Source organism: Mucilaginibacter rigui (assembly GCF_014773275.1).
GTDB classification, from domain to species: Bacteria; Bacteroidota; Bacteroidia; order Sphingobacteriales; family Sphingobacteriaceae; genus Mucilaginibacter; species Mucilaginibacter rigui_A.
Genome location: NZ_JACWMW010000005.1, coordinates 111737 through 134425 on the forward strand (window position 1 = coordinate 111737; position 22689 = coordinate 134425).

At 42.7% G+C, this 22689-nt stretch carries 19 protein-coding genes and 1 pseudogene; 14 read left to right on the forward strand and 6 right to left on the reverse strand.

Annotated features, from left to right (window positions below):
- Positions 1-69 precede the first annotated feature (69 nt).
- The 6 genes from IDJ75_RS18965 to smc all read left to right on the forward strand — a co-directional run bounded on the left by IDJ75_RS18965 (position 70) and on the right by smc (position 7145).
- Positions 70-930, forward strand: coding sequence for a sigma-70 family RNA polymerase sigma factor (locus IDJ75_RS18965; protein ID WP_078348167.1), 861 nt, complete (start codon positions 70-72; stop codon positions 928-930).
- Between the two features lie 63 nt (positions 931-993).
- Positions 994-1698, forward strand: a complete 705-nt coding sequence (nfi, locus tag IDJ75_RS18970; RefSeq protein WP_191177233.1) for a deoxyribonuclease V — start codon at positions 994-996, stop codon at positions 1696-1698.
- Between the two features lie 13 nt (positions 1699-1711).
- Complete coding sequence (locus tag IDJ75_RS18975; protein ID WP_191177234.1) at positions 1712-2053, forward strand: hypothetical protein; 342 nt, start codon at positions 1712-1714, stop codon at positions 2051-2053.
- Entirely contained in the window at positions 2031-2687 is a 657-nt protein-coding gene (locus IDJ75_RS18980) for an ATP-binding cassette domain-containing protein (RefSeq protein ID WP_191177235.1), read from the forward strand. The genes IDJ75_RS18975 and IDJ75_RS18980 overlap by 23 nt, the downstream gene beginning before the upstream one ends.
- Before the next feature lie 12 nt (positions 2688-2699).
- Complete coding sequence (locus IDJ75_RS18985; RefSeq protein WP_191177236.1) at positions 2700-3491, forward strand: PhzF family phenazine biosynthesis protein; 792 nt, start codon at positions 2700-2702, stop codon at positions 3489-3491.
- A 111-nt stretch (positions 3492-3602) separates the two neighbouring features.
- Positions 3603-7145 carry a chromosome segregation protein SMC gene (smc, locus tag IDJ75_RS18990; RefSeq protein WP_191177237.1) on the forward strand — a complete coding sequence of 1181 codons (3543 nt, stop codon included), beginning with the start codon at positions 3603-3605 and terminating at the stop codon, positions 7143-7145.
- A gap of 67 nt (positions 7146-7212) precedes the next feature.
- Here smc and IDJ75_RS18995 read toward each other — a convergent pair whose 3' ends face one another.
- The 4 genes from IDJ75_RS18995 to IDJ75_RS19010 are packed head-to-tail and all read right to left on the reverse strand — an operon-like array spanning position 7213 to position 10417.
- Positions 7213-8802 carry a S41 family peptidase gene (locus tag IDJ75_RS18995; protein WP_191177238.1) on the reverse strand — a complete coding sequence of 530 codons (1590 nt, stop codon included), beginning with the start codon at positions 8800-8802 and terminating at the stop codon, positions 7213-7215.
- A gap of 60 nt (positions 8803-8862) precedes the next feature.
- Positions 8863-9480 (reverse strand): HAD family hydrolase, encoded by a 618-nt coding sequence (locus IDJ75_RS19000; protein ID WP_191177239.1) that lies wholly within the window; start codon positions 9478-9480, stop codon positions 8863-8865.
- Positions 9461-9757, reverse strand: coding sequence for a hypothetical protein (locus tag IDJ75_RS19005; RefSeq protein WP_191177240.1), 297 nt, complete (start codon positions 9755-9757; stop codon positions 9461-9463). Before IDJ75_RS19005 ends, IDJ75_RS19000 begins: the two co-directional genes overlap by 20 nt.
- On the reverse strand, positions 9758-10417 hold the full coding sequence (locus tag IDJ75_RS19010; protein ID WP_191177241.1) for an ABC transporter ATP-binding protein: 660 nt from the start codon (positions 10415-10417) through the stop codon (positions 9758-9760).
- A gap of 153 nt (positions 10418-10570) precedes the next feature.
- On the opposite strand from IDJ75_RS19010, the pseudogene sucC reads away from it, so the two are divergent.
- Positions 10571-11767 (forward strand): annotated as a pseudogene (gene sucC, locus IDJ75_RS19015) (ADP-forming succinate--CoA ligase subunit beta); the annotation flags it as partial.
- A gap of 82 nt (positions 11768-11849) precedes the next feature.
- Here sucC and IDJ75_RS19020 read toward each other — a convergent pair.
- On the reverse strand, positions 11850-13493 hold the full coding sequence (locus IDJ75_RS19020) for an FMN-binding glutamate synthase family protein (protein ID WP_191177243.1): 1644 nt from the start codon (positions 13491-13493) through the stop codon (positions 11850-11852).
- A gap of 302 nt (positions 13494-13795) precedes the next feature.
- Between IDJ75_RS19020 and IDJ75_RS19025 the strand changes: the two genes are divergently transcribed.
- The 4 genes from IDJ75_RS19025 (at position 13796) to nhaA (ending at position 17022) form a co-directional block, all read left to right on the forward strand.
- Positions 13796-14326 carry a YceI family protein gene (locus IDJ75_RS19025; protein ID WP_191177244.1) on the forward strand — a complete coding sequence of 177 codons (531 nt, stop codon included), beginning with the start codon at positions 13796-13798 and terminating at the stop codon, positions 14324-14326.
- Between the two features lie 117 nt (positions 14327-14443).
- Positions 14444-15205, forward strand: coding sequence for a hypothetical protein (locus IDJ75_RS19030; protein WP_191177245.1), 762 nt, complete (start codon positions 14444-14446; stop codon positions 15203-15205).
- Between the two features lie 15 nt (positions 15206-15220).
- Positions 15221-15841 (forward strand): L-threonylcarbamoyladenylate synthase, encoded by a 621-nt coding sequence (locus tag IDJ75_RS19035; RefSeq protein ID WP_191177246.1) that lies wholly within the window; start codon positions 15221-15223, stop codon positions 15839-15841.
- A gap of 38 nt (positions 15842-15879) precedes the next feature.
- Positions 15880-17022 carry a Na+/H+ antiporter NhaA gene (nhaA, locus tag IDJ75_RS19040; protein WP_224746677.1) on the forward strand — a complete coding sequence of 381 codons (1143 nt, stop codon included), beginning with the start codon at positions 15880-15882 and terminating at the stop codon, positions 17020-17022.
- 87 nt (positions 17023-17109) lie between these two features.
- Here nhaA and trpA read toward each other — a convergent pair whose 3' ends face one another.
- On the reverse strand, positions 17110-17880 hold the full coding sequence (gene trpA / locus IDJ75_RS19045; RefSeq protein ID WP_191177302.1) for a tryptophan synthase subunit alpha: 771 nt from the start codon (positions 17878-17880) through the stop codon (positions 17110-17112).
- A 257-nt stretch (positions 17881-18137) separates the two neighbouring features.
- Between trpA and IDJ75_RS19050 the strand changes: the two genes are divergently transcribed.
- The 3 genes from IDJ75_RS19050 to IDJ75_RS19060 are packed head-to-tail and all read left to right on the forward strand — an operon-like array spanning position 18138 to position 22684.
- Positions 18138-19637 carry a sodium:solute symporter gene (locus IDJ75_RS19050; RefSeq protein ID WP_191177247.1) on the forward strand — a complete coding sequence of 500 codons (1500 nt, stop codon included), beginning with the start codon at positions 18138-18140 and terminating at the stop codon, positions 19635-19637.
- A complete protein-coding gene (locus tag IDJ75_RS19055; protein ID WP_224746678.1) occupies positions 19634-21934 on the forward strand; it encodes a family 20 glycosylhydrolase in 2301 nt (766 codons plus the stop codon). The genes IDJ75_RS19050 and IDJ75_RS19055 overlap by 4 nt, the downstream gene beginning before the upstream one ends.
- A 42-nt stretch (positions 21935-21976) precedes the next feature.
- The gene (locus IDJ75_RS19060; RefSeq protein WP_191177248.1) at positions 21977-22684 is read left to right on the forward strand and encodes an LOG family protein; all 708 of its coding nucleotides are present in this window, start codon (positions 21977-21979) and stop codon (positions 22682-22684) included.
- Positions 22685-22689 lie beyond the last annotated feature (5 nt).

Genomic DNA, 22689 nt, shown 5'->3' on the forward strand with positions numbered 1-22689 from the left:
ATTTTTAGAAACAAATTTGTAGCTTTGCACGTTCAATTCTAAATTAAAGAATCGAGGTTAATAAAATAAATGAGACAACTCAAAATAACTCAATCCATAACCAACCGTGAGTCGCAGTCCCTCGACAAATATCTTCACGAAATTGGTAAAGTTGACCTAATAACTGCCGAAGAGGAAGTAATCTTAGCACAGAAAATTAGAGAAGGCGACCAGGCTGCATTAGAACGCTTAACAAAAACGAACCTCCGTTTTGTAGTATCGGTAGCTAAACAATATCAAAACCAGGGGCTTACCCTTGGCGACCTTATAAACGAAGGTAACCTGGGCCTTATTAAAGCTGCAAAACGCTTTGACGAGACCAAGGGTTTCAAATTCATATCATACGCCGTTTGGTGGATCCGTCAATCAATATTACAGGCTATTGCCGAGCAAAGCCGTATTGTGCGTTTGCCGTTGAACCAGGTGGGCTCGTTAAGTAAAATAAGTAAGGCATTCTCTAAACTGGAGCAGGAATACGAGCGCGAGCCCTCTCCTGAAGAACTTGCCGATATACTGGAAACCACCGTTGATAAAATATCTGACACGCTAAGCAACAGCGGCCGCCATGTATCAATGGATGCGCCGTTTGTACAGGGTGAAGAAAATACGTTATTAGATGTACTGGAAAACCAGGAGCCGAATACCGATTCTATCCTGATCAACGAGTCGTTATCTGAAGAGATCAAGCGTTCTTTATCAACCCTTACCGAACGCGAACGCGAGATAATTGTTCTGTTCTTTGGCCTGGGTAGTAACCACCCGTTATCACTGGAAGAAATTGGCGAAAAATTCAATTTAACCCGTGAGCGTGTACGGCAGATAAAAGATAAGGCGCTGCAAAGGTTACGCCATACATCAAGAAGCAAGATCCTGAAATCATATTTAGGATAACTAATAGTTAAAAAATGAAAGCCTCCGTTTAAACAAGCGGGGGCTTTTTTTTGTTATAAAGATATGGATCCATCTGGCTACGAACACCTCACCCCTGCCGAAGCAATTAACTACCAGAACGAACTGCGTAGCAGGATACAGATACGCGAACTGCAAAAACCCATTAAAACCATAGCCGGAGCCGATATATCTTTTAACAAAAATTCAGAACTATTGTATGCGGGCATCGTAATGTTCAGCTATCCCGATATGCAGGTGATCGCTACCTCTACGGCTATATCGCACACATCCTTCCCATACATATCCGGCCTGCTTGCTTTTAGGGAAGTACCGGCCCTGTTTACCGCATGGAACAACCTGTATGCAAAACCCGATGTGCTGGTGTTAGACGGGCAGGGCATTGCCCACGAGCGCCGCATGGGTATTGCCACACATTTTGGCTTATTAACCGGCGCCCCTACTATAGGCAGCGCCAAAAGCAGGCTTTATGGCAGGTATGAAGAACCGGCCGATAAAATATTTGCCGAAAGCCCCATGCACGACAAAGGTGAGCTGATAGGCATCGCCCTGCGCAGTAAAGAACATTGCAACCCAATTTACATTTCGCCGGGCCACAATATCAGTATACAACAAAGCGTTGATGTGATAAAAAAATGCATTCGTGGCTACCGCATACCTGAACCTACAAGGCAGGCGCACCTCTTAGTGAACAAAATAAGGATAGAGAACGGAGAAGATAAAACTAAGCAGTTGGGGTTGTTCGATTGAGCTTAAACCATACATGGCAAACATCCGCACCTTAACGTGGTATTTTTATAAACCCATATTAGCCTGGAATATCGGTTTCAGCATTTCTGCTATTTTCTACATTTTAGTATACGGGCCAAGGGTAACCGGTTTTATGTTTTTCTGGAAAGCCGTTGGCTATGCATCAACCATATTTCTGCAAAGTTACAGCGCAAAAAACGTGTATATGTATTACCGTAATGCGGGTTATAGCATAAAACGCATGTACACTTATGCCCTGGCTTTTGATATTGCCATTTTTATACTGATGCTGTTTATTTTATTCACCGCTCTCCACTTTTTTGCCCCACATTATGTATACACTAAGGGCCGATAGTATTGAACTGACTTTTGATGGCCGGAAGATATTACAGGATGTTCATTTATCATGCAAACAGGGTGAAGTGATTGGCCTGCTGGGCCGTAACGGTTGCGGCAAATCATCCTTGCTGAAAATCATCTTCGGTACGCTGAACGCCGCCCATAGATATGTAGGTATTGATGATAAATTTATACATAAGGGATACCATAACAACCGCATAGCTTATTTACCACAGCATAACTATTTACCCACTAATATCCGGATAGATAAACTAGCCAGGCTGCTGGTTGATCCACTATCGTGGGATGATTTTGCCGGGCTACCCATCTATCAGCGTTACTTCAATAAAACTGCCGGGCAGGTATCGGGGGGCGAACTGCGCCAGTTGGAAACAATGATGATCATCCACAGCAGGGCCGATTTTATTCTACTGGATGAGCCGTTCACCCACATCTCTCCCATCCAGGCCGATGAGTTTAAACCTGTGATACGCGCCTGCGCCAAACGCAAGGGCATTATTGTAACCGACCACCAGTATTACAACATATTAGAGGTAAGCGATAAGGTGATCCTGTTAAAAGATGGCTGCACAAAACACATCACCAATAACGAGGAATTAATTACTTACGGTTATATTAGCGGTATATAATTGATAAACAACATGACTATCCCAATTTATCAGGCCGATGCTTTTACCGACAAGTTGTTTGGTGGTAACCCAGCCGCTGTTTGTCCGCTAACCAATTGGCTGCCGGATGCTACCATGCAAAAGATAGCATTGGAAAATAACCTTGCCGAAACCGCCTTTTTTGTAAAGAACGGTAACAGCTATTTACTGCGCTGGTTTACGCCCGAACTGGAGATAGACCTTTGCGGCCACGCTACCCTGGCATCGGCACATATATTATTTACCGAATTGGGGTACGATCAAGACACTATTTACTTTGATACCGTAAAAGCCGGCACACTGGTAGTAAAGCGCGACGGCGATAAATATTCAATGGATTTCCCTTCGCGCCCGCCATTTGCTGCTGATAAACCTGAAGGACTAATTGAAGCACTTGGCGGTAAAAAGCCAAAAGAGATATTGCGCAGCCGCGATTACTTTTTGGTTTACGATACCGAGGAAGATATTCTGGATATGAAACCCGACCATTCCGCTTTGGCTAAGATAGACACCCTGGGTGTTATTGTAACAGCACCCGGCAAGGATGTTGATTTTGTATCGCGCTTTTTTGCCCCTGCGGCAGGCGTACCCGAAGACCCGGTTACCGGATCGGCACATTGCAACCTGATACCTTACTGGGCGGGTAAACTTGGCAAAAGTGCGTTGCATGCCTGGCAGGTAAGCGCCCGCAAAGGCGAGCTTTGGTGCGAACTAAAAGGAGACAGGGTTGTAATGGCCGGTAAAGCGGTAACATATCTTAAGGGCTCTATTGAGGTAAAAGCATAAAGCGGAAAACATAAAGTTTAGGGCAAGAAAGCTCTGTGCTTTTACCTTTCAGCTTTCACCTAAAATCACTATTTTCCGACCTCTATTTTTTAAGACGACGGGCACCCATTAATGCAACTTACCAAGTTAGAAATCAAGGGCTTCAAAAGCTTTGGCGATAAGATCACCATTAATTTTAATGAGGGTGTTACTGCTATTGTGGGCCCTAATGGCTGTGGTAAAAGCAACGTGGTCGATTCCATCCGTTGGGTTTTAGGCGAGCAAAGCACCCGCGCCCTGCGGTCGGAGAAGATGGATAACATCATCTTTAACGGTACCAAAAGCCGTAAGGCGGCCAATCTTGCAGAAGTATCATTAACTTTTGATAATACAAAGAACGTTCTCCCTACCGATTTTTCGCAGGTTACCCTTACACGCAGGCTTTACCGTACCGGCGAAAGCGAGTATCGCTTAAACGACGTACAGTGCCGCTTAAAAGATATCACCGACCTGTTTTTAGATACCGGCATAGGTGCCGATTCATACGCCATCATCGAGCTAAAGATGATAGACGAGATCATCAACAACAAGGAAGGTTCGCGCCGTAATTTATTTGAGGAGGCTTCGGGTATCTCAAAATATAAGCTCCGAAAAAAGCAAACCTTTAGCAAGCTAAAAGATACAGAAGCCGACCTGGAGCGTGTAGAAGACCTGCTGTTTGAGATTGAGAAGAATTTAAAAACGCTGGAGAACCAGGCAAAAAAAACCGAGCGTTACTATAAGCTGCGCGATCAGTATAAAACATTAAGCATTTCGCTGGCATCGTTCCGCATTGCAAACTTTAGCAAAGCGCTGGCAGCCATTGAAGAAAAAGAACAGATACAGCGCGAGCAAAGATCGGGCATTGCTACACAGATAGATACTTTGGAAGCTACGCTACAGCAAAACAAGCTGGATAGCCTTACCAAAGAAAAAAACCTTGCGGCGCAACAAAAGGCCAGCAATGAGTACACAGCAAAGATCCGTGCCTACGAAAGCGAGAAACGGGTAAAGAACGAACAGCTAAAGAACGCGCAGGATAAAGAAACCCGTTTAAAAGAGGAACTGGAACGCGATAACAACCAGTTTAAACACGTACAATACAACATTAAGCGTCTTAACGAGGAAAAATTACAGGAAGACGAAAACCTGCAAACCATAACCCTTCGCGTTGCCGAATTAAAAGAAGCCGTTGACGAACTGCGTGCCGAACAAGCCGAGGCCCGTAACCACCTTAACGAGCTGAACAGCATAAACGGCAGGTTGCAAAACCAGCTTTACAAGGCCGAAAAGGATATCGATATCCTGAACATACAGCAGCAGGCCCTTGAGCAGGAAAGCCAGCGCAATATGGAGGATACAACCAACAAAGAGGCGGAACTTTCGCATTTTAACAAGGTGGTAGCCGAGTTGGACAGCAGGGTTGAAACCTTAAAAAGCGAATACGAACTTGCTGTTGAAGCCGAAAACAAACTGCAGGAGCAAATAACAGAAACCGAAACCGGGTTAAAAACTGTAAACGATAGCATAGCTGCCGACGGCCGTAAACTGGATGCCAAGCAAAACGAATATAACCTTACCAAAAGTTTGGTTGATAATCTGGAGGGCTTCCCGGAGTCGATCCGCTTCCTGAAAAAGAATACAAATTGGGCCAAAACGGTCACCCTGTTTAGCGATATACTATTCTGTAAGGAAGAATACCGTGTAGCTATTGAAAACTACCTGGAGCCTTTAATGAACCATTACGTGGTGAATACTTATGACGAAGCTATTGCAGCTATCAACCTGTTAAGTAATTCATCAAAAGGGCGCGCGCAATTTTTCATTCTTGATAACTACGAAGCCGCCAAGCCGGCTGATAAAACCCTGGTTGATGATGCTGCAATCCCTGCCCTATCTGTTGTGGAGGTTGAGGAGCGGTACAAGCCATTGTGTAATCATTTATTAAAGAATGTTTATTTGGTTAACGATGCTACCGAGCAGGATATCAATGGCATCCAACTACCTGATGGTGTGGTGCTGATTGGCAAAAGCGGCAAGTTCAACAAATCAAAACATACTATGGCCGGTGGGTCTGTTGGGTTATTTGAGGGTAAACGTATTGGCCGGGCAAAAAACCTGGATAACCTGCTAAAGGAAATAAAACAAGCCGAAACCCGCATCCAAAACTTCAGGAACAATAGTGAAGAATTGCAGAGCCGCTTATCGGCCTTAAAGCAATCGGGTAAGGCAAACGAAGTTAGGCAAAAGCAGTACGAGCTTAACCAGTTGAATACTGAGCTGGTTACCGTTAAAACCAAACAGGAGCAATACCAGGCCTTTATTGAGAACAGCTTAAACCGCAAGCAGGATATTGCCAACAAGGTGGCGGGTATCAAAAATGAGATATTAACGCTTGGCCCGCTGCTGATAGAACTAAAAGAACAAAAGCAGGCCCAGGCCGACCTGATGCTGGATAAGCAACAGGCATTTAATGAGCTGAACGAGATGGTATCGGTGCAGTCAAACACCTATAACCAGGAGAACATCCGTTTTCATCAGCAGCAAAATAAGGTATCGGGCCTGGTAAAAGACCTTGATTACCGCGAAACGCAGCTGGAGCACCTTGATATCCGTATCAAACAAAACAGCGCCGAACTGGAAAAGGTGAAGGCCCAGATCATGGAGAACCTGCAGCAAACCGGCGACAGCGACGAGAGCCTGCTGGAAATGTACGAGCAAAAGGAAGCCCTTGAAAAAGGCACCGCCGAAGCCGAACAGGAATACTATGCATGGCGCGCCGCCATTACCGAAAGCGAGAACGAGGTATCAAAACTAAGACAAAAGAAAGACCAGGCCGAGGCTATAGAGAATGAACTGAAGGACGAGCGCAATAACCTTAAGCTGGAACTGAATGCTTTACGCGAGCGCCTTTCAGTAGAATTTGACGTAGATATTAACGACCTGCTTGACCTGGAAGTTAACGAAGCCGAGAACGAAGATGAGATTCGTGATAAAACGGAGAAGATGAAACGCCAGTTGGATGATTTTGGCGCTATAAACCCCATGGCTGTTGAAGCTTATAACGAAATGAGCGAACGACATGCCTTTATACAAGGCCAAAAGAAAGACCTGGCCGAAGCAAAAGCATCCCTGCTGGCCACCATACAGGAGATTGACGATACCGCCAAAGAGAAATTTATGGCAGCCTTTATTATGGTGCGCGAGAACTTCATTAAGGTATTCCGCTCGTTGTTTAACGAGGAAGATTCATGCGACCTGATCCTGAGCAACCCGGATCAACCACTTGAATCGGATATCGACATCATTGCAAGGCCGAAAGGTAAACGCCCGCTGTCTATCAACCAGCTTTCGGGTGGCGAAAAAACGTTGACGGCTACGGCCATCCTGTTCTCGCTTTACCTGTTAAAACCTGCCCCCTTTTGTATTTTTGATGAGGTTGATGCCCCGCTTGATGATACCAATATTGATAAGTTCAATAACATTATCCGTAAGTTCTCGAAAGAATCGCAATTCATCATTATATCACATAATAAGCGCACCATTGCCTGCACCGATATTATTTATGGCGTAACGATGGTTGAGCAAGGTATATCGCGCGTTGTACCTGTAGACCTGCGGGAACTGGCAGATTAAAAAACTTCATAAAACCAAGAAGCGGCAGGGAGTTTAACTCCCTGCCGCTTCTTGGTTTGCAGGCTATTTATTTCTTAGCCTTTGTATTATTATATATCATACCTCTAAAATACTTCTTCCCTTCAACTTGCAAACCAACCTCGCGGGATTGATCAATGCTTAACTTTTGGAGCCTTGAAAGGCTTTGTATCTGCTGCTGCGGTAAAGAGAAGTTGCCGTTTTTAACGAAGTTAAGGGCATATGAAAACAACGACTCTGTTGGGTCGCCAAAATCTTTGCTAGCATCATCACCGGCAAGTTTCCCTCTGTATAAACCTTTTTCGGGGGTCATACCGGCATAATAGCCACCATTACCTGCAGAATTTTTTGTTTCAAACTGTGGGATATACATTTGGTACTTGTTAATATCAATATCAAAGAAACCAACCGGTTTACCGTAACTGGTAGTACCTATCAGTTGAACATCCATTACAGGTATTAAATTATTTATGGTTAGTTCGCTTGCAGATGCAGTAGAACCTGTAACAATAAAGAATACATGGTTTAAGTTAAGTGTTACAGGTACATCCGTTTTTGAGAATTTAACGGTATTACCTGCAATGGTATAATCAAAATCAAAATAAGAATAGGTTTGGTTCCCATCCTTACGCAACTGGTTCTTTAAAATAGTGGCCTTGCCGTCGGCCATTGTTTTAGTGAAATTATAGGTAAACATTGTAGAACCATTTGTGCTTGCAGGTGCAATAAGATTACTCAAATATTGGGCTGTTTCCACAAATCCCCCTCCGTTGTAACGCAAATCAACAACAAGGTCGGTTATACCACCTGCTGAAAAACTGTTAAATGCAGCATCAAGGTATGGTTTGGCATTGGCCTTTGATGTAAAACTATTAAATACAATGTATCCTACTTTTTTATTATTACCGGCATCAACAATCTTTGAAGTTAAAACAGGGTTTACTGTATAAGTACCAGTTGACAGTGTTACATCAAATGTATTGCCATCTGGTTTTTTTAACGTAAGGTTAATTGTGCTTGAATTTGAGTAAGCATTAATAAGGAAGTTAACATTTGTACCGCTACCACCGGCACCACCATCATACTTTAAACCACTACCAGTACGGCCATTTATCGCAGTTATCTGGTATCCTCTTTTAAGCCCCTTAACATCAGCCGGAGAGCCTGGGTAAACATATTTAACCCTGATGTCAGTATTATTATCTATCCAAACGGGGGCAAAACCAAAATCGCCTTTTACACCGTTTAATTCGCCAGATACGCTGCCATCATCTATAAACGAATATTTAGCGTAACCGGGAGCTGGTGTGTAATATTCATACGGCTTACCGGTTTCGGGGTTGGTGCTATATTGGGTCATTGCATCAATTTCTGTTTGCAGCGCATCAATATCACTTGAGCCTGTAAAGCTGCGTGGCTTAAATGCATCGTAGGTGGGCAGGCTGGTGTTCCAGTAATATACCTGTTGTGCATATAAAAAAACCGAATCCTTTATCAAATCAAGTGCTGATGCGGTAACGGTTGGGTTATTACCGTTATTATTACCTCCATTATTAGTCGGCGTTATCTTTTTATCTTTTGAACAAGATGCTACAACAACAGTAACAACAACGAAAGACAGGTAAAATATTTTCTTCATAGTTTATATTAATTATATCCGAGTTAACGTTAGTATTATTTATATATTATATTGTTTAAGTTATATTATTTCAGTTACTGCTAAATAATCTATTCCGCAACTTTCAGCACATAAACTATCTGTGTCAGAGTTACCTATCATTACAAGGTCTCGCCTTTCAAGGTTATGCTCTTTCATCAGCAAATGCAAAGCATCAGGTTCGGGTTTGGGTGATGTTTCTTCCGTAAAATAACAGGTTAAATACGTTTCTAAACCGTGCCATTCTGTTTGCCGCATTTTATTTAGCTGCATTTGCGGGTTGCCGTTTGTTACTATAAATAGTTTTTTACGGTCTAAAACTACTTCCTGCATAAATGTAAGCATATTTTTATACAGAAGCAATTTCAACGGCAAACGCGCTGTTAACAGCATTATCTCCAAATTTTTGCGGTATTTTTCATCAACACCCAGCTCTGCAACTATGGTATCAAATACTTCACCCTCTCCTTTGTTTGTATACGTATCTATCATCAGATCGGTTGTCTGCGAGGCACTATTTAATTCGGTATACTCCAACAAGTTCGCAAAAAGATAGTAGATCTGGTAGTAATAATCTTTAGCCGGGTAAAGTACATCGTCCAGCTCAAAAATGAATGCTTTTTTGCGCGGGTCTATATCACTATAAGTTATCGTGGCCATTTATAAGGGTAATATTATATTCTTTAAATAATTGTTCTGATAGTAAAAGCACAGCAGCCTCCTGCGCGTTGAGCAGATAAATAGCATCAATGTTATTATCTAATGCCAGGGTAAGCATTTCATGCGCGTAAGTGTCTGTTGCAGGGTTAGGCAGTTTCAGGATCCCCATAAATGCGGGCATTTCGGTAAAATCGCCTAAAACAACCTCATCATTTATCAAACTATTTTTTAGCTTATGGGCCTGTGCCGACGTAGCTGATGTAATAAGAACCTTCACCTATAAATTATTTACAATTAATCCATCTTTCATTAGTATAGTCCGGTCGCTCATGTCAGATAGTTCCTGGTTATGCGTAACAATTACAAAGGTTTGGTTAAAATCGTTACGAAGCTTAATGAACAGCTCATGCAGTTCCAGCGCGTTTTTAGAGTCGAGGTTACCTGATGGTTCATCGGCAAATATCAAAGCGGGGTCGTTTATTAATGCCCGGGCCACCGCAACACGCTGCTGCTCGCCGCCAGATAGCTCTGCGGGTTTGTGGGTTGTCCTATCCCCAAGGCCAAGCATTTCTAACAATTCTTTTGCTTTTTTCTCGGCTTCGGCACGAGGTACACCTGCTATAAACGCCGGTATACAAACATTTTCGATAGCATTAAACTCTACCAGTAAATGATGGAACTGGAATATAAAGCCTATTTTTTGATTGCGGAACGCGCTTAAATTTTTATTATTAAGTTTACTAACCTCCACATTGTCAATAAACAACTGTCCCGAATCAGGGCTATCTAATGTACCCAGTATATTTAACAAAGAACTTTTACCGGCACCGGATGCGCCCACAATGGTTACAATTTCGCCTCGCTTTACTTCCAGATCGACCCCTTTTAAGATATGGAGCTTACCGTATGATTTATTTATTGATTTTGCTTTAAGCATGGGCGAAGTTAGTGAATAGAGATTAGTTAATTAGTGATTAGTTACCAAAAGTGGCAGAGCGAAACCCTCGGTTATACAAATATTACAAATCTCTAACGTGTACCCTGTAATCTTTAAAACGAAAATAGTAGCTTTACCGCAAATTCTTCAAATAACATGAACATTCACGAATATCAGGGCAAAGCGATACTAAAAAGCTTTGGCGTAAGAGTACAGGAAGGCATAGTTGCAGATACACCTGAAGAGGCTGTTGCTGCCGCTCAGAAAATGAAGGAAGACTTTGGGTCGGACTGGACAGTTATAAAAGCACAGATACACGCAGGCGGCCGCGGTAAAGGCGGTGGTGTAAAACTGGCCAAAAATGCCGAGCAGGTTAAAGAGATTGCTGGTAAGATAATTGGTATGCAACTCGTAACCCCGCAAACCGGCCCCGAAGGTAAACTGGTTAAAAAAGTTTTGGTTGCGCAGGATGTATATTACCCCGGCGAAAGCGAAACCAAAGAGTTTTACATAAGCGTATTGCTTGACCGTGCTAAAGGCCGCAATATCATCATGTACAGTACCGAAGGTGGTATGGATATTGAAGAAGTTGCACACTCTACACCAGAGCTGATACACAAAGAAGAGATTGACCCTAAAGTTGGCTTACAAGCTTTCCAGGCGCGTAAAATTGCGTTTAACCTGGGTCTGTCGGGCGATGCCTTTAAGGATATGGTGAAATTCATCACTGCTTTATATAAAGCTTATGATGCTACCGATTCATCACAGTTTGAGATTAACCCGGTGTTAAAAACATCTGATAATAAAATTTTAGCGGTTGATGCTAAAGTGAACATTGATGATAATGCTTTATACCGCCACCCTGATTATGCTGCAATGCGCGATACCGACGAGGAGGACCCTACCGAAGTTGAAGCAAGCAAAAGCAACCTTAACTATGTAAAGCTTGACGGTAACGTTGGTTGTATGGTTAACGGTGCCGGTTTAGCTATGGCTACTATGGACATTATTAAAATTGCCGGTGGCGAGCCTGCTAACTTCCTTGATGTTGGAGGTACTGCTAACGCGCAAACGGTTAAGGCTGGTTTTAACATCATCCTGTCAGACCCTAACGTTAAGGCTATCCTGATCAACATATTTGGCGGTATAGTACGTTGCGACCGCGTTGCACAGGGTGTTATTGATGCTTACCATGAAATTGGCAATATCCCTGTACCAATTATTGTGCGTTTACAAGGTACCAATGCTGCCGAAGCAAAAGAACTGATAGATAACTCTGGCTTAAAAGTATTCTCGGCTATCCTTTTAAAAGAAGCTGCAGACAGGGTTAAAGAAGTGTTAGCGCTTTAATTTGAGATTAGAGATCGGTTAATTAGAGATTATTTAACCTGAAAATATGAGGGAGCCCAAAAGGCTCCCTTTTTTGTTGCTGTTAGTTTTGTACGTAAGCACTTGATGCGGTAAGTTCCACCTGCGATACCTTGCTATAGTCGGGCACAAAGGTTTCGGCACTGCTCAGGGTCATATCCATTTCAAAGCTTTGCGGGTAAGGCGTATTTAACAAACTGCCTTTGGGTATATAAGGGAACAGTTCTGCATAGGTTTGAATCTGGCTGGCGTTTACCCGCCTGTATATAAACATACGGTGCAAGTCGCATGGTTTTTTCATGCCTGCCGCCCCTATCATTTGTATAGCGCTACTCACCGTTTGTTTGTGAAAATTTGCCACACGCACTTTTTTATCTTCTACATCCAGGCCACGCATCAGGCCTTTATCCTGTGTGGCAACACCTGTTGGGCAGGTATTCATATTACACTCTAAAGCCTGTATGCAGCCAAGCGCAAACATCATCCCGCGGGCGCTGTTGCACATATCGGCACCCAGGGCAAAGTTCTTTACCAGGTCAAAACCTGTAGCCACCTTGCCCGATGCGATCAGTTTAATGTGTTTTTTAATATCAAAACCGGTTAGCGCATCATATATAAAGGCCAGGGCCTCGCGCAGTGGCATACCAACAGAGTTTGAAAATTCAAGCGGTGCTGCGCCGGTACCGCCCTCTCCCCCATCAACAGTAATAAAATCGGGGTATATGTTTGTTTTGATCATGGCCTTGCAAATAGCCAGGAACTCGCTTTTATGGCCAACGCATAGTTTAAAGCCGATAGGTTTACCACCCGAAAGCCCGCGTAGTTTTTTTATAAAGTTCATTAACCCCACTGGGTTGTTAAAAGCGGTATGATATGGTGGCGATACCACATCCTCCCCCATTTGCACCAACCGTATACGGGCAATCTCGGGAGTAACCTTGGCTGCAGGCAGTATACCGCCGTGCCCGGGCTTTGCCCCCTGCGACAGTTTTATCTCGATCATTTTTACCTGCGGTAATACCGCACGTTCAGCAAAAGCATGTTCATTAAAAGTACCGTCGGTATTACGGCAGCTAAAATAACCAGTGCCAATTTGCCATATAATATCGCCATTGTGTTGTAAGTGATGATCGCTCAACCCGCCTTCGCCGGTGTTGTGAGCAAAGCCTCCAATTTTAGCCCCGCCGTTTAAAGCCAGGATAGCATTTTCGCTAAGTGAACCAAAGCTCATGGCCGATATATTGTACACGCTTGCACTGTAAGGTTGTGTACAATCGGGCCCGCCAACTTTTACACGTGGGGAAAGATCAAGTGCTTTATGGTCTAAAGCGGCTATACTGTGGTTAAGCCACTCGTAGCCGTTTTCGTAAACATCCAGCTCGGTACCAAACGGGCGTGTATCATCAACCTTTTTTGCCCGCTGATAAATAACGCTTCGGTTTTGCCTGTTGAAAGGTGTGCCATTGGTGTCGCTCTCTATAAAGTACTGGTATATTTTAGGGCGAAGCTCCTCCATCAAAAACCGAAGGTGTCCAAACACAGGGAAATTCCTTACTATACTATGCTTTTTTTGTATCAAGTCATAAACACCTATAATAAATACCGGCCCTAAAAGCACAAACGACCATACCGCCGGTGGCCATATTACACTCCAGATAGTAACCAGTACAAGTATTATTATAGCCGATATGATAAATAGCTTCCTCATAAAATGTAATTTGAATAAATGTATGCGCTTATCCGAGCAACAAACTTACTACGTTGCCGATATTGAGCATCCTGTAAAGATGAGGATTACTTCGGTATCATTATCTATTAAACTACCCTTTTACTTATCATTAACAATTGTGCATTAATAATATAAGTTTAAACAAACATTATATCTATTAATAACGTTATTTTGGCAAATGTCTGTAAATTGTAATACTTTGAAAACATAATAGATGTTTAAACATCTATTATTATCTTTGTTCTATAATTAATCAGAAACACAACTAAATAAAAAATATCATGGCAACAACTAAATGGGTTTTAGACCCAATGCACTCAGAAGTACAATTTAAGGTAAAACACCTTGTAATATCAACAGTAAGCGGTTTCTTCAAAACATTTGAAGGCGAATTGACTACAGAGAACGAAGATTTTACCGGTGCAGAGATCGACTTTTCACTTGATGTGAACAGCATTGATACCACACAACCACAAAGAGACGAGCACTTAAAGTCTGCTGAGTTTTTTGACGCGGCAACTTACCCGAAGATCACTTTCAAATCAACCTCGTTCACAGCTGATGGTGACGATTATAAATTAGTAGGTAACCTTACTATTAAAGATGTAACCAAACCGGTTACCCTTGCAGTTGAGTACGGTGGTAATGCCGGCGATTTTTATGGCAACACCAAAGCAGGTTTTGAAGTTACCGGTAAAATTAATCGTAAAGAGTTTGGCTTAACCTGGGATGGTGTAACCGAAGCAGGTTCTATCGTGGTAGGCGAAGACATTAAACTGAGCATGAACATACAGTTTGCTAAACAAGCGTAATTGATTATCAGCGATTAGTTACTAAAACACATACTTAAAAAAAGCTACCTTATAAATCAGGTAGCTTTTTCATGGCCGATTAAGCGTAAATATCCTTATATTGGAAAAGAATTATCCATGAAAACGCCTGCCTTAATACTGCTTGTTTTTTTGATCACAGCATGCCATACTACGCCGAAATCTAAAGAGGTTTTATCTGCAACTAAATCAAAAATCGCAGATACACTAACCGGTGATTCTTCGAAAGTGAACATTTCGACCCTCCCGACTGATACCGTGCTTGTTACAAAAGCAGAAATTGCACGAATATTGAAATTTTATCCCGAATTGAGTGATACCAGCTACAATTATAATCCGTACACTTTATACGCCATGCGTGGTTTAAATGGTACTGAAAAACAACAGGATGGGGATAAAAAAATAGATTTTAATAGCGAAGTTGGGCAGGACGATTATTTCTTGTTTTACGCTTACTTTTTAAGTTTAAAGAACGGGCGCGAGAAATACCAGGGGCAACGAGATACCTTAATTAAAATTTACGATGGTATTAATTCTATAATGCAAAATTTGGCCAATGGCGGTACCTTTTTTGGGCATCAGCAAAGGCGAATATTAGGTTATGCGGAATATTCAATTTATACTGGTATAAACAACGATTATTATAATAAAGAATACAACATCGCAAAGCAAAAATCATTTTATATAAGTTCGTTAAAACAATTAATAAACGATGATTTGAGTACCAATTTTGATATAAGCGAAAAAAGAAAACCACCCCTGCTAAAAAAATTGCTAAAAACAGTAAACGATATAGATGGTTTAATTAGTAATTACTTCTATTTAAATAATGCCCGGGAGTTTGAATACTCGAATTACTAATTTGCCTGTTACATTATGCTGATAAAGATCTACCCTGAAAACCCAAACGAAAAAGCCATTGAACAAGTGGCAGATATATTGCGCAAAGGCGGTATCATCATTTACCCTACCGATACGGTTTATGGCTTAGGCTGTGATATAACTAATCAAAAGGCCATTGAGCGGATCTGTAAGATCAGGAATATTAAACCCGAAAAGGCGAATTTTTCGTTCATCTGTTATGATCTTAGCCATATATCAGACTATATAAAGCCGATCGATAACACTACCTTTCGTGTGCTAAAGAAGGCCTTACCCGGGCCGTTCACCTTTATCTTTAATGCCAGCCACGCTGTACCAAAGCTATTAAGCTCCAACAAAAAAACAGTAGGTATCCGTGTACCTGATAATAACATCGCGCGTGAAATTGTAAAAGTTTTGGGCAACCCTATCCTGTCTACCTCCATACACGATGAGGATGATATTATCGAATACTCTACCGACCCCGAACTGATCTACGAGAAATACCAGGACCTGGTAGATATTGTGATTGATGGCGGCTATGGCGAAAACATCCCATCAACCGTGGTTGACTGCACATCCGGCGAGTTTGAAGTGATCCGTGAAGGCAAAGGCGAATTGGAAGATTATTTATAATCCTATATTTGCCACGCTTAATTTTTTAAAACAGCATATTGATCAGTAACCTTAAACAATTCGCCGAATTTATACGCTCATACGCTACCGGTGGCGGTATCCTTATCGTCTGCGTTATTGTTTCACTAATAATTGGCAATACCGGGTTACATACATCATTCAACCATACCCTTGATACCCCTATCGGCTCTTATACATCATTGACATGGATAAACGATGGTTTAATGGCTATATTTTTTCTGCTGGTTGGGCTGGAGATTAAAGACGAAGTTTTAAACGGCGAACTTTCAGATAAGCACTCGGCCACACTTCCTGTATTTGCAGCCCTTGGCGGCATGCTGGTTCCGGCCGGCATTTATGCCATCATCAATCTACATACCGCAACCAGTAGCGGCTGGGGCATCCCTATGGCTACAGATATTGCTTTTGTGGTGGCTATCATCAGCATTATTAAAAAACGCGTACCACAATCCTTACAGATATTTATAAAGGCATTGGCTATTGTGGACGATTTGGGCGCGATATTAGTTATTGCCATATTCTATTCGGCGGGCTTGCATACAATTTACCTGCTGCTGGCATTAGCCATGTTTGTTTTGCAGATGCTGTTTAACCGCTTTAATGTGCGTTATCTGCTTGCATATCTTATCCCCGGTGTGTTTATGTGGTATTTCATCCATCACAGCGGCATACATGCAACGGTGGCAGGGGTGCTAACGGCTATGGCTATTCCGCATAATGTTAAACTAAATTACTCACCGTTAAAGAAATTGATCCACCTGCTGGAGAACCCGGTGAATTTCATCATTATCCCCATATTCGCGCTGGCAAATTCAAATATCAATATCCATGAGAGTTTGGCGGGTGGCAGTATTATCACTCCGCTATCGGCGGGGATATTATTTGGCCTGTTATTAGGTAAACCTATCGGCATTACGCTATTTAGCTGGCTGGCGGTAAAGCTAAAATTATCCAGACTGGCCAATGGCGTAAAATGGGCACAGGTTTGGGGGATCGGTCAGCTGGCGGGTATTGGTTTCACCATGTCCATCTTTATGGCGCTGCTTTCTTTTGCCGATGCCGGATTACAAAGCCAGGCAAAATTCACCATACTGGTAACATCTGTATTGGCCGCAATAACAGGTTATGTTATCCTGCTCCGCATCAAAAAAAGAATCTGATGTAGAGACGCAATACTTTGCGTCTTCTTTAACACGGTAATGAATGTTCAATTAGACGCGAGGTTTCGCGTCTCTACGAAAAACAATTTAAGATTTAATCCCGTCAATAAACGCCGGGATCTTATTCATATAATCATCCTCAGCAAGCAATTTTACAAATGCGCTGCCCACAATGGCGCCGTTAGCGTATTCACAAGCTTTACTGAACGATCTGTGATCAGAGATCCCGAAACCAATAATGGTTGGGTTTTTCAGCTCCATGGCTTTAATGCGGCTGTAATAACCTTCAATACTATCCGTAAGTTGCAGGTTACCACCGGTTATGGATGATGATGACAGCAGGTAAATAAAGCTATTGCTCAATTCATCTATCTTGCGGATACGTTCCTCAGATGTTTGCGGTGTAACTAAAAATATATTACTCAGCCCGTTATCTGTAAAATGGTTACTGTACAGCATTTCGTACTCGTACATAGGCAGGTCGGGCACTATGATGCCGTCTACCCCTGCCGCCGCTGCCGCTTTGCAGAAACGTTCAATACCGTATTGCACAATAGGGTTTACGTAGCCCATTAACAGTACCGGGATATTTACACGGCTGCGCAGATCTTTCAATTGCTCAAACAGTATGTTGAGGTTCATGCCGTTATCCAGCGCTGTTTGCGAACTATGCTGAATGGTTGGCCCATCGGCAACCGGGTCTGAATACGGGAAACCTATCTCCAGAAAATCTGCCCCGGCTTTTTCCAGCGCTTCAGCAATGTCAACGGTAGTGTTCAGTTCCGGGTAACCGGCAGTAAAATATATAGAAAGCAGGTTATTATTCTTAGTTGCAAAAAGTTGGTTCAGACGGTTCATTGCAGAAGTTGTATTAGCCATTTCAGTGCAAAAGTATTGTTTAATAAATAGTATTTATAGTTTTTTTACCACAGAGGGCACAGAGTTTTTTCACAGAGAGCACAAAGCTTTACAAACTATTCAACCTCTGTGTACTTTGTGGTTCTTCTTTGTGTTCTCTGTGGTTAATAACCGCCATGCAACTAAATAATTTTGTTTTTGCTGATCCTAACTTCTACTTTAGGGCAATTCGTTTAACATTCTGTAAAAACTAAATTATGTCGCCGGCAATATTACTATCCTTCATCATTGGTTACTTTTTGGTATTGATGGTGATATCGTACCTCACCTCCAAAAAATCGTCAGATAACGATACCTTTTTTGTGGCTAACCGCAACTCCAAATGGTATTTGGTAGCCTTCGGGATGATAGGTACAGCGCTAAGCGGGGTAACCTTTATATCGGTACCCGGCAAAGTTGGCGAGCCAAGCGGCGATCAGTTCGCATACTTCCAGTTCGTATTGGGCAACGCGGCGGGTTTTATTATTATAGCTACCGTTTTGCTGCCTTTATATTATCGCTTAAAGCTTACCTCTATATATAGCTATATTGAGCAGTCGTTGGGTACATGGAGCTATAAAACAGCCGCAGGCATCTTCCTGTTAAGCCGTACTATAGGCTCATCGTTCAGGCTTTATTTGGTGGTTATCGTATTGCAGAAGTTCATTTTCGACAGCTACGGAGTACCCTTCGCAGTTACGGTGCTCATCTGTTTGGTGTTGATCTGGTCGTACACGTTTAAAGGCGGTCTTAAAACCATTATTATTACCGATAGCTTGCAGACGCTGTTCCTGGTATCATCGGTATTTCTGTCAATCTATTTCATTTGTAGAAGCCTTAATTACAATATATTTGAAGCTGCCGAAGCCATCAAGAACAGCAGCTACTCCAGGATCTTTTTCTTTAACGATTTCCTGGGCAGCCATTTTCACCTGAGCAAGCAATTTTTGGGCGGCTTGTTCATTACCGTGGGTATGACGGGACTTGACCAGGACCTGATGCAGAAAAACCTGAGCCTTAAAAACATCAAGGAAGCACAGAAGAATATGTTCAGCTTTACCGCTGTATTTGTGGTGATCAATATTTTCTTTTTAAGCGTAGGCGCACTGCTTTATATGTATGCGGCCAAAAATGGTATATCAGTAGCCAAAACCGATTACCTGTACCCTACCATCGCCCTGCAATATCTGGGTATTGTACCGGCCATGGTGTTTATGCTGGGTTTAACAGCCGCCACATTTGCCACTACCGATTCGGCACTAACGGCGCTTACCACCTCGTTTTGTGTTGATTTTCTGAACTTCAACAAACGCGGCGACGTGAACAGCAAAAAAATGATAAACGTAAGGCATTATGTACATATAGCCTTTTCGGGATTAATGTTTCTGACTATTATTTTATTTAACGCCCTGAATAACGATGCTGTGGTAACCGCTATATTCAAGGTCGCGTCATATACTTACGGGCCGTTACTGGGTCTTTACAGTTTTGGCCTGTTTGTGAGCCATAGGCAGGTAAGGGATAAACTGGTGCCTTTTATCTGTTTAATATCGCCCGCGGTGTGCTATTTCCTGAGTACCGAATCCAAAGTACTTTTAGGCGGATACGTTTTTGATAACGAGCTTATCATTGTTAACGGATTAATTACCTTTGCCGGCCTGTGGATCTGTTCATCACCTAAAATTAAAACTGTAAAAGCTAATCCTTCTTTGTCATGACTAAAATAGTCACTTGTAAACTGTTGTTATCCGTTCTTTTTTTATGTTACTGCACAAATACTAACGCGCAAGAGTATTATAAAAATTTAAACATCATCCCCTATCCGTCAACCCTTACACCGGGCGAGGGTTACTTTGTGATCAATGCACAAACCACCCTTATTGCCCCCTCCAGGTTTGTAAATGGAGCCGCACAGCTTAATAAACTCGTAAAAGCAGGAACAGGGCATACGCTCATACAGGGCAAATCAAACCCAACAAATACAGTAAAGTTTGTTTATGATGGTTCTATAAAAAACCCGGAAGCATACCGACTTAATATTACAACCAAACACATTATTATTACTGCAGGTACGCCTGCCGGCGCGTTCCACGCGGTAGAAACCATCAGGCAATTATTGCCGGTTTCTGTTGAAACAGGGCAAAAAAACACACAGGTAAGCCTGCCATCGGTAAATATTGATGACCAGCCTGCCTATGCGTGGCGGGGCATGCACCTGGACGTATCAAGACACTTTTTTTCGATAAGTTATCTTAAAAAGTTTATTGATGTAATGGCCCTTTACAAAATGAACAAGTTTCACCTGCACCTTACCGACGACCAGGGCTGGCGTGTTGAAATAAAAAAGTACCCGAAACTAACTGAACAAGGCGCCTGGCGTACATTCAACAACCAGGATTCGGCCTGTATGAAAAGGGCTGCAGATAACCCCGATTTTAATATGGATCAAAAACACATCATCCATAAAAACGGAAAAACGCTTTACGGCGGGTTTTATACACAGCAACAATTAAAAGACCTTGTTGCCTATGCGGCCAATCGTCATATTGATATTATCCCAGAAATAGATATGCCCGGCCATATGATGGCTGCTATTAACGCCTACCCTTTTTTAACCTGCGACAGCCAGAATAAATGGGGCGAGCTATTTTCAACGCCGATATGCCCATGTAGCGAAACCACCTTTGAGTTTGCCAAAAATGTATATACCGAGATCATGGACATCTTCCCTTCAAAATATATCCATATTGGTGGTGATGAGGTTGACCGCCGTGACTGGGGCAAATCTGAAGCCTGCAAGGAACTGATGAAGCGCGAAGGTATAACCAGCTTACCCGATCTGCAAAATTACTTTATAGACCGAATGGAGCAGTTTTTCAACTCAAAGGGCCGCAAACTCATCGGTTGGGACGAAGTGCTAGAGGGCAAAATAAGTTCGACAGCGATGATCATGTATTGGCGCAGTTGGGTGCCTGACGCGCCCGTTAAAGCGGCACAGCACGGCAACCAGGTTATCATGACACCCGGCACACCATTGTACTTTGACAACCCGGCCGATAAAAATTCCATTTCAAATGTATACCATTTTAACCCGGTGCCTCAAAACCTAACTGCAGAGCAGGCTAAGCTCATTATTGGGGCACAGGCTAATATATGGACTGAATACATCCCATCCGAAAAACGGGCCGATTATATGTATATGCCACGCATGACCGCCCTGGCCGAATTACTATGGACGAATAAACAAGACTATTATAAAAGCTATACCCAACGCCTTGTTCAGCAATACAGCAGGCTGGAAGCACTGAATATAAATTACAGGCAACCCGATCTTGAAGGAGTACTTGACACACGGGTTTTTATCACCTCAGATACTGTGAAAGTGAATTCGCCGTTAAGTACATCTGCCATCAGGTATACAACTAATGGTGATTTGCCCGGTCAAAACTCGCCGCTGTTACGTAATTACGTGGTGAACCACCCGCAAACTATAAAACTGGCTGCATTTACCCCAAGCGGTAAACGCGGCGATATTTATACAGTAAAATACGTGCAGCAAACACTGGCTCAACCTGTAACAGCTACAGGCGTTGCCACGGGGTTAGCAGCAAATTATTATAAAGGCTTTTTTAAAGGAGCCTCGGGTATAACACAGGGCGCTGCCGATAGCACCTTCGTTACGCAAACCATTTCGGTACCGGCATCGGTCAAGGCACCCTCGTTCGCTATAAAATACAGGGGATATATTGACGTACCGAAGGATGGCGTTTATACATTTTACCTAACCTGTGATGATAGCGGGATATTGAACGTGGCCAACCGCGAAACGGTTAATAATGATGGAATGCACTCACCAATGGAAAAAAGCGGCCAGGTTGCCCTAAAAAAAGGTTTGCAACCATTTGCTTTAGATTTTGTTGAAGGAGGCGGAGGCTACACACTTAAACTACAATACAGCATAAACGGAAATGAGCGGGAAGATGTCCCTGAATCATGGTTTAAACATAACCAATAACATAAAAGCTACTGAGCATCATATTTAATTTTTTGTAATAACATGACTGGTGAAGAAAAGATAAGACAAGCATTTGAGAATAAAAACTGGCAGGAAATAAAAGTAACAGACTCCTGGCAGATCTTTAAAATAATGGCCGAATTTGTTGACGGCTTCGAGAAACTGGCTAAAATTGGCCCCTGCGTATCCATCTTCGGGTCGGCACGTACGCATAACGATAACAAGTACTATAAACTGGCCGAGAATACCGCCCGCCTGCTTACCGAGCGTGGTTACGGTGTAATATCGGGCGGTGGCCCAGGTATTATGGAAGCTGCTAATAAGGGCGCTTACGAAGCCGGTGGTAAATCGGTAGGTTTAAATATCGAACTGCCATTTGAGCAATTCCATAATAAGTATATTGACAGGGATAAGATCCTGGAGTTTGATTACTTTTTTATCCGTAAGGTAATGTTCATGAAGTACTCGCAGGGCTTCATCATCCTGCCGGGTGGTTTTGGCACCATGGACGAATCATTTGAAGCCATAACGCTGATCCAGACCGGTAAAATTGCCCGCTTCCCTATCGTTTTTGTTGGGGTTGATTACTGGGGCGGCCTGTTTAAATGGGTAGAAGAGAAAATGCTGGCTAATGAGCATAATATCAGCCCGGACGATTTGAACCTGTACCGCGTAGTTGATACCGCCGAAGAAGCCGCAGAGCATATCTTCCGTTTCTATGACAAGTATGTATTGAAACCCAACTTTTAACGGGT